The organism is Frankia sp. CcWB3 (assembly GCF_977927595.1).
In genome coordinates this window covers 1-6,360 of the sequence record NZ_CDWRCK010000243.1, presented here as the reverse complement: position 1 = coordinate 6,360, position 6,360 = coordinate 1, and the positions used below count along the sequence as shown (strand labels likewise).

At 68.8% G+C, this 6,360-nt stretch carries 8 protein-coding genes; 2 read left to right on the top strand and 6 right to left on the bottom strand.

The features are described 5' to 3' along the window. Positions 1-566: 566 nt before the first annotated feature. Positions 567-785, bottom strand: a complete 219-nt coding sequence (locus ACY5KJ_RS16440) for a hypothetical protein (protein WP_462203778.1) — start codon at positions 783-785, stop codon at positions 567-569. A 144-nt stretch (positions 786-929) separates the two neighbouring features. On the opposite strand from ACY5KJ_RS16440, the gene ACY5KJ_RS16435 reads away from it, so the two are divergent. Further along, the gene (locus tag ACY5KJ_RS16435; protein WP_462203777.1) at positions 930-1,412 is read left to right on the top strand and encodes a hypothetical protein; all 483 of its coding nucleotides are present in this window, start codon (positions 930-932) and stop codon (positions 1,410-1,412) included. Between the two features lie 300 nt (positions 1,413-1,712). On the opposite strand, the gene ACY5KJ_RS16430 is transcribed toward ACY5KJ_RS16435, so the two are convergent. Continuing rightward, positions 1,713-2,402 carry a response regulator transcription factor gene (locus ACY5KJ_RS16430; RefSeq protein WP_462186257.1) on the bottom strand — a complete coding sequence of 230 codons (690 nt, stop codon included), beginning with the start codon at positions 2,400-2,402 and terminating at the stop codon, positions 1,713-1,715. Between the two features lie 266 nt (positions 2,403-2,668). Here ACY5KJ_RS16430 and ACY5KJ_RS16425 point away from each other — a divergent pair, with 266 nt between their 5' ends. Beyond that, positions 2,669-2,908 (top strand): helix-turn-helix domain-containing protein, encoded by a 240-nt coding sequence (locus tag ACY5KJ_RS16425; protein WP_462186258.1) that lies wholly within the window; start codon positions 2,669-2,671, stop codon positions 2,906-2,908. 62 nt (positions 2,909-2,970) lie between these two features. Here the strand turns inward: ACY5KJ_RS16425 and ACY5KJ_RS16420 are convergent, their stop codons facing one another. The 4 genes from ACY5KJ_RS16420 to ACY5KJ_RS16405 all read right to left on the bottom strand — a co-directional run bounded on the left by ACY5KJ_RS16420 (position 2,971) and on the right by ACY5KJ_RS16405 (position 6,245). Beyond that, a complete protein-coding gene (locus ACY5KJ_RS16420) occupies positions 2,971-3,381 on the bottom strand; it encodes a PIN domain-containing protein (RefSeq protein WP_462186259.1) in 411 nt (136 codons plus the stop codon). Continuing rightward, positions 3,378-3,626, bottom strand: coding sequence for an antitoxin (locus ACY5KJ_RS16415; RefSeq protein WP_462203775.1), 249 nt, complete (start codon positions 3,624-3,626; stop codon positions 3,378-3,380). The genes ACY5KJ_RS16420 and ACY5KJ_RS16415 overlap by 4 nt, the downstream gene beginning before the upstream one ends. A 433-nt stretch (positions 3,627-4,059) precedes the next feature. Next, a complete protein-coding gene (locus ACY5KJ_RS16410) occupies positions 4,060-5,346 on the bottom strand; it encodes an aminotransferase class V-fold PLP-dependent enzyme (RefSeq protein WP_462203774.1) in 1,287 nt (428 codons plus the stop codon). Between the two features lie 314 nt (positions 5,347-5,660). After that, on the bottom strand, positions 5,661-6,245 hold the full coding sequence (locus ACY5KJ_RS16405; protein ID WP_462203772.1) for a type I restriction enzyme subunit R domain-containing protein: 585 nt from the start codon (positions 6,243-6,245) through the stop codon (positions 5,661-5,663). Positions 6,246-6,360: the final 115 nt, after the last annotated feature.

Below are 6,360 nucleotides of genomic sequence, written 5' to 3'. Positions count from 1 at the left end.
CGGGTAGTCCCGCGGCACCGCCTCCCCCGAGTCGCACGGGGAATCCGGTCAGCTCGGCCGGAACCGCGCGTTCGACGCCCGGCCGTACGAGTGCCTCCCCACCGCCGGTCTCCCTACCGCCGGCCTCCGCGCAGCTGCCGGCACCGGCGCCGACCCGGGCTCGACCGCCAACGCCAACGCTAGCGTCGGCACCGACGCTAGCACCGGCACCGTCCCGACCCGCGTGGTTCGAGCGCGACGTCTCGAGGACCTCCGCCGGGTCCGCCGGTTCCGGCGCCAGGGTGCCATCCGTTCCCGGCGTTGAGGAGGGTCCTCGGTCGCGAGGAGTGCCGGCGCCGGTTCCCGTCCGGGATCATCGAGAACCTGGCAGGGATCCCCTGGAGGCCGCGGCCGGGCGTCGGCCGCCCGCCCGTACCGACGGGGATGACCACATACTCGATCATGATCGTGGTCGTCCACGGGCGTCGCGTTCTGCCGACCCGCCGACCATGCAGGTGCGCCGACAGCTCAGACCCGATCCCGAGCCGGATCCGGTGCCCTCCGGCACGAGGGACGAGGCGTGGCCCCTACCGGTCTCCGGCGCGCGGCAGGGCGGCGAGCCGGTGACCGATGCCTATTCCTATCCCGACTCCTATCCTGGCCCGGCCTTCGACCGCCGGCTGCAGGCATACCCCGGGCGGAACCGGGGCGCGGGTGACGACCATGACCTGGAGGATCAGGAACGGCGTGCTGACCCGGGGCCGCGGCCGGTTGTCCCGCGTCCGCAGGCCTTGCCCGAGACGCATCGTCCGTCGACGCCGTCCGAACAACCGACGCCGTCCGAACAACCGACGCCGTCCGAACAACCGAGGCCGGCCGCGTCTCGCGACCACCTCGCCGGTTCGGCCCCGGCGAACGGCGGTTTTGCGGCCCGGCGTGCCGATGAGGCCGTGGAAAGTCCCGATTTCCCACCGATCACCGCGCCCCGGCCGGTCGCCCCGTCCCGGCCGGTTGCCGCGCTGATGGTGGTGCTGGCGGCCGTCGGAGCCGGCATCGGCTCCGTCCTGCCGTGGAGCGAGATGTCCAGCGGCGACGAGACACGTACGTTCAGCGGTCTCGTGGTCGGAGACGGGCGCACCATCGGTGTCCTGGCGGTCATGCTCGGTGCCATCGGGGTGGGACGGTTGGTGCGTCGGCCGCTTGCCGGTGCGATCGACGTCGCCCTCGCCCGAATCATCGCGGTCCTGATCGTGATTATCACCGCTCTGGACCGCATCTACGGGCCGCCGACCCTCGCCTCGTTCCGCGCGATTTCCGCGGATGCGATCTCGATCCGTCCACAGGCGGGGATCACGGTGTGCCTCGGCGCCGGCCTCCTCGCCCTGATCGGGGCGGTGCTGCTCCAGCCGAGGACGAAGCCCCCTCGAGGGTGACCCGTCCGCATCGATCCGGTTCCGGTGGTCGTGCTCCCACGTCCTTCCGCTGACCCCTTGCTGGGGGACAACGGATTCGGTGGATGTGGGTCATGACCGAATCGTCATTGTCCGCGAGGATGTTCCTGGTCAAGGAAACACGGGGGAGTCAAGGGGACGCAGGGAGGACAGGCCGCCGGGCCAGGGGATGTCCGCCGAGGTGTTCCGTTCCTTGATCGGGCGCGCGCTCTCCCGCTGTGCGGGGGGTGGCGTGAGGGCGCGCGCCGGGTCTACGTCCTCGTGATCACTCTGGTGGCGGGGTCAGGCCGTTCCCTCGGCACCGGGATTGAGATGGCCGTCTTCCACTGCGAGTTTGTAGAGGTCGACCTTGGTGCTCGCGTCCCGCCCGGCCTTGCGGTACTTCGATCGGACCCGATCGATGTACTGCTTCGCCGTTTCCGGAGAGACGTTCATCTTGTGGGCAACCGTCTTCATGGGCATTCCGGTCGCATAGAGACGCAGTGCTTCTACTTCTTTGGGCGACAGGCCCGGTTTGTCCGGGGCGTCATCGGTGAGCAGCAGGAATGCCAGCTGCGGCGAGATCCACCCCGTTCCCGCGGCGGCGGCGCGGATCGCGGTGGCCAGATCCTCGATGTCGTCGGTCTTCGGGACGAAGCCCGACGCGCCGGCGCGCATCGCGTCGCGAACCGTCGCGGGAGCCGCCGCGGCGCTGAAAACCACGACCGCGCGGTCCACCGCGAGCAGCCGCTGGATGTTATGGGGCGGCGCGGTGCCATCGCCGAGATCGAGATCGAGCAGGATCACCTGGGCGCCGTGCCCCGGGCCGGCCAGCAGGGCTTCGATGGAGTGAGCGGTGCCGATCAGCCTGAAGTCCTCGACGTCGTGAAGGAGGTCCGCGAGGCCGCGAAGCACGATCGGGTGATCGTCCACTGCCGCCACGGTGATGGCGCCAGGTACTGCGGGTACTGCAGTTCCGTTCGCTACGCTCATGCTGGTCCAGTCGTTCTCCCGGACTTGCCGGCCACGAGGCGACAGACCTCGTCAGGCCGTACGGGCGTTGGTGCCCGCTGGCGGAGCGCGGGGCCCCACCGATCGCTGGGTGCGTCGGGGACACCGCACCCAGCGACGCCAACCATTTCAGCAGATCCCCACCGGGTGGCTGGTGGAGCATAGGGAGGGCCCAGCGTGGCGAGTGTCACGAGGGGACACGTCCATCAGAAGACGATCATAGATCATCGGCCGTCCACGTCCGAGCGATGCTCGGACGTGCTAGCGGCTCGTGGCGAGTTCGTCGGCGTCGGCGCGGGCAATGGGCGCTGCGCCAGCGGCGCGCCTGGAGCCAGGCTGAGCTGGCCGGCGCGGCGGGCATGACGCAGTCGGCGGTGGCACGGTTCGAGGCCGGCGGCACCGTACCGACACTCCCGGCGCTGGAACGGCTCGCCGAGGCACTCGACGCCGACCTCGACGTCCGCGTCATCCCTCGCTCCGCAGCGTAGGAGACGTTCTGGCACGCCCTGTCCGACATGAGCCGGTGAAATTCAGCGGGCGCCGACGACGGCTAGCTCGTCCAGTCCTCCCAGCTCAGGCCGGTGACCCGGCTGAACTCCGAGGTGTTCGCCGTAACGACTGTCAGCCCGCGCCGCAGTGCCTGCCCGGCGATCAACAGATCGTAGGCGCCAATCGGCGTCCCGGCCTTCTCCAGGGCGGCGCGCACCTCGCCGGCAGTACGGGCGTCCTCGTCATCGAAGTCAAGCAGGTCCAGGTCACCGGAGAGCAGTATCCGCAGGCGCTCGGTGTTCTCCGGCACCTGAGCGCTCTTCGCCACGCCATACCACAGCTCGAACAAGACGACCGACGAGAGCGCGAGATAATCCTCGGACGCTTCGGCCTCCCGGTACCGTTCCCGCACGCCGGCGGGCTTGTTCCGCAGCAGCGCGACCACAGTGTTGGTGTCCAGGAGGTAGCTCATCCGAAGAAGTCCTCCCCGGCGGGCGTCGGCGGCTGGTTCCTGCCGTCCTCGAACAGCGGCACGTCCGCGAAACGGTCCAGCTCGGTGAACCAGGCATCGACATCGGACGCGATCGGCTCCAGCAGCACGCCGTCTCCCATGCGCCGGACGCGCACCCGGTCACCGGGCAGCCGGAACTCCTTCGGGAGCCGCACTGCCTGGCTCCTGCCGTGCATGAAGAGCCTCGCGATCGCCGTGTCCGCCACAACGCCTCCCGCCTATGAGAGCTATCGATAGTATATACCAGGTGTCCGCTGCCGACTCGGTCAGATGGCGGTAGCGCGGGCACGCTGTGGCATGAGGCGGCGGTGCTAGCGGCACGTACGAGGGCGTAGCGGCACGTACGAGGGCGGCGATAGCCGAAGATGCGCTGGCTGGTCGGGCGTCAGACTGGACCGCCTCGTCGAGCCGCAGCCCATCCCCGCCCTTCGCGACCGCGACCCCACTGGCTACGAACGGCTGCGCCAGGAACCAGCATTTATCGCATTCCGGTTCCGCAACATCAGCCCAGGATGAGCCGACAGGACCGGGACAGATCTACGATCTGAAACATGATAACCCTCGGTCACCGATCACCGAAAGACAGGGCTGGCCGCCTGGATGAGCTGGTCGGCCTGCGGGCAGGTGGCCGCCGAGACGTCAACGATCGTAGGCGATGCGCTCGAGCCCCATGGCCAGCCTTTCGAACTCCGCCGGATCGGTATAGACGTGCGCGCTCGCGCGGAGGACCGGCCCGGTGAGATCCCGGGAGCGATCCACGGGGATGGCACTGGCGAGCACCCGGTCTTCTCGGTAGAGCCGGTCCCGGACGGCCACCGGATCGGTGCCGGGGGGCGGTTGCATGGTGATGATGCCGCATGGCGAATCTGGGTCCTCGCGCACCCGCCAGCCGCCGGCCCCGTCGAGAAGGTGCCTTCCCTGACCGGCCAGCCGTGCGATGCGGGCGAAGACACGTGACGGGCCGGAATCCATCAGTTCCGTGACGGCCTGCCCCAGGCCGATGCGGGACACGGTCGCCGCCTCGCCTATCCCGAGCCGGGCCAGTCCGGGGAGAGGAACCGGACGGTCGTTGCGGTCGAAGCGTGTGCTGTGCAGGCTCGGCACGGCGATATCAAGAAGATCGACGCTGCCTTTCCGGACGGCGAGAAATCCTGCTCCTCGTGGCCCGCAGAGCCATTTTCTCGACGTTCCGATATAGGCGCTGGCCGCGGTCTGGCTCACCTCGACCTGGCCGAGGGACTGCGCCACGTCGAGTACCAGGGGGACGCCTTCGGCCGCGCAGCGCGCACCGATCGCGGCTGCCGGCTGAACGATGCCCCGTTGGCTTGGCACCTGCGGAAACACCACGAGGTCGAGGTCGGCGAGACCGATGCGCCCGGGTGCATCGGCGCAGGCCACTCCGGCCCGGTCGAGGGTCTCGACGTCGATGACCCCGGTCTCGTCGACGGGAAGATCGACCAGCGAGACCGCGGTGCGCAGCGCCCGGGCGGCGAGTACGAGCATGTTGGACCCGTACTCGCTCGGTACCACGCCGATCCTCGCCCCGGCGGGGAGCCGCCAGGCCATCAGCAGGGTGGCGAAAGCCGCGCTCGCCGAATGGTGGAAGCTCAGGTCATCAGCGTCGAGTCCCGGGCCCATCAGGCTGACGAGCCTGGCCCGCGTGGCGTGGAGCCCGCTGCCTGCCTCCACCTCGGCGGCGTACGCGCCGAGTTCGCTCTCGCTCTCCAGGTACGCGGTCTCGGCCGCGATCGTGGCCCGACTGGGGCGGGCCGCGCCGGCCGAGTCGAGATGAACCACCGACGACGGTGACCGGGCCGCACGCCAGCGGTGGAAGAGCCGGAGCTGCTCGGGATCGTCGTTCGGCCCGGGATCGTCGCTGTCGGTGAGTCGGCGCTGGCTGGGCTGATGGATCGACGGTGTGGCCACGGGAACAGGGTGACACCTCGACGACACGTGCGGCACCGTGCCGGCGGTGCGCCGACGGTGTGGACGTCGTGGCTGCGACGGTGTTTCCGTCGGTCGCGGGTTCGAGCCCCACCCGCCCCACCACAATCTGTAATTATGCCGTTGACCTGGTCAAATAGATAAATTCTATAGGTTCTAACTGTTGATCGAGTGGAAGATGCCCAGGCCGAGCGCTGATCATTTGGTTCGAGCCTCGGACGTACCGGTAGATCTCAACTACAGGCCGTAGTGAGGGTGAGATCGGCTGTCGCCTCGGCGAGGATGTATCCCGGCCGTCATGCACCTATCCGGCGGTCTCCGTCGGGAGTCGGCGGGGTGTTGTCGAGGCCGCGGTCGGTGAACAGTGCGCGGACCCGGGCGTGCCGGTCGGCCAGCAGCGGGAGCTCGTCGGTGATGCTTGCCAGCGCCCCGTCGATGTCCTCGGCGGCATACGCTTCCAGCGCGGCGTGCAGGTGTTTGGCAACGCCGAAGTAGTCGACGACGTGGCCGTTGGCCTTGCCCCGCGCGGTGCGGTTCACCCGGGCGATGGCCTGGAGCAACTCGGCTTCCTTGATCCGCTGGTCGAGGTAGAGCACCTGGTCGACGGCCGCGTCGAAGCCGGTCAGCAGCATCGACTTAACCAGCAGGAAGGCGACCGTACTGGTAGCGGCCGGGTCCGGTGCCGGGTCGTCGGGCGCGGGCAGGGGCTTCTTGAACTCCTCGATGACGGTCTTCTGCCGGCCCTCGTCGGTCCAGTCGCGCCAGTCCTTCTCGTTCTGCTCCCCGGAGATGACCGGGATGAAGTCGAGCCGCGCGATCAGGTCACGGTACGGCCAGGTGGCGTGAACACCAAGACCAAACGGATCATGCGCCAGATGCACGGCCGAGCAGGATTCCCCCTGCTACGCCACCGCATCCTGCTCGGCTAACGTTCCGTCACCACCGAAAGTGAGCCAGATCCAGATCCAGATCTAGGGCCTGTTTGGGAAGTTTATC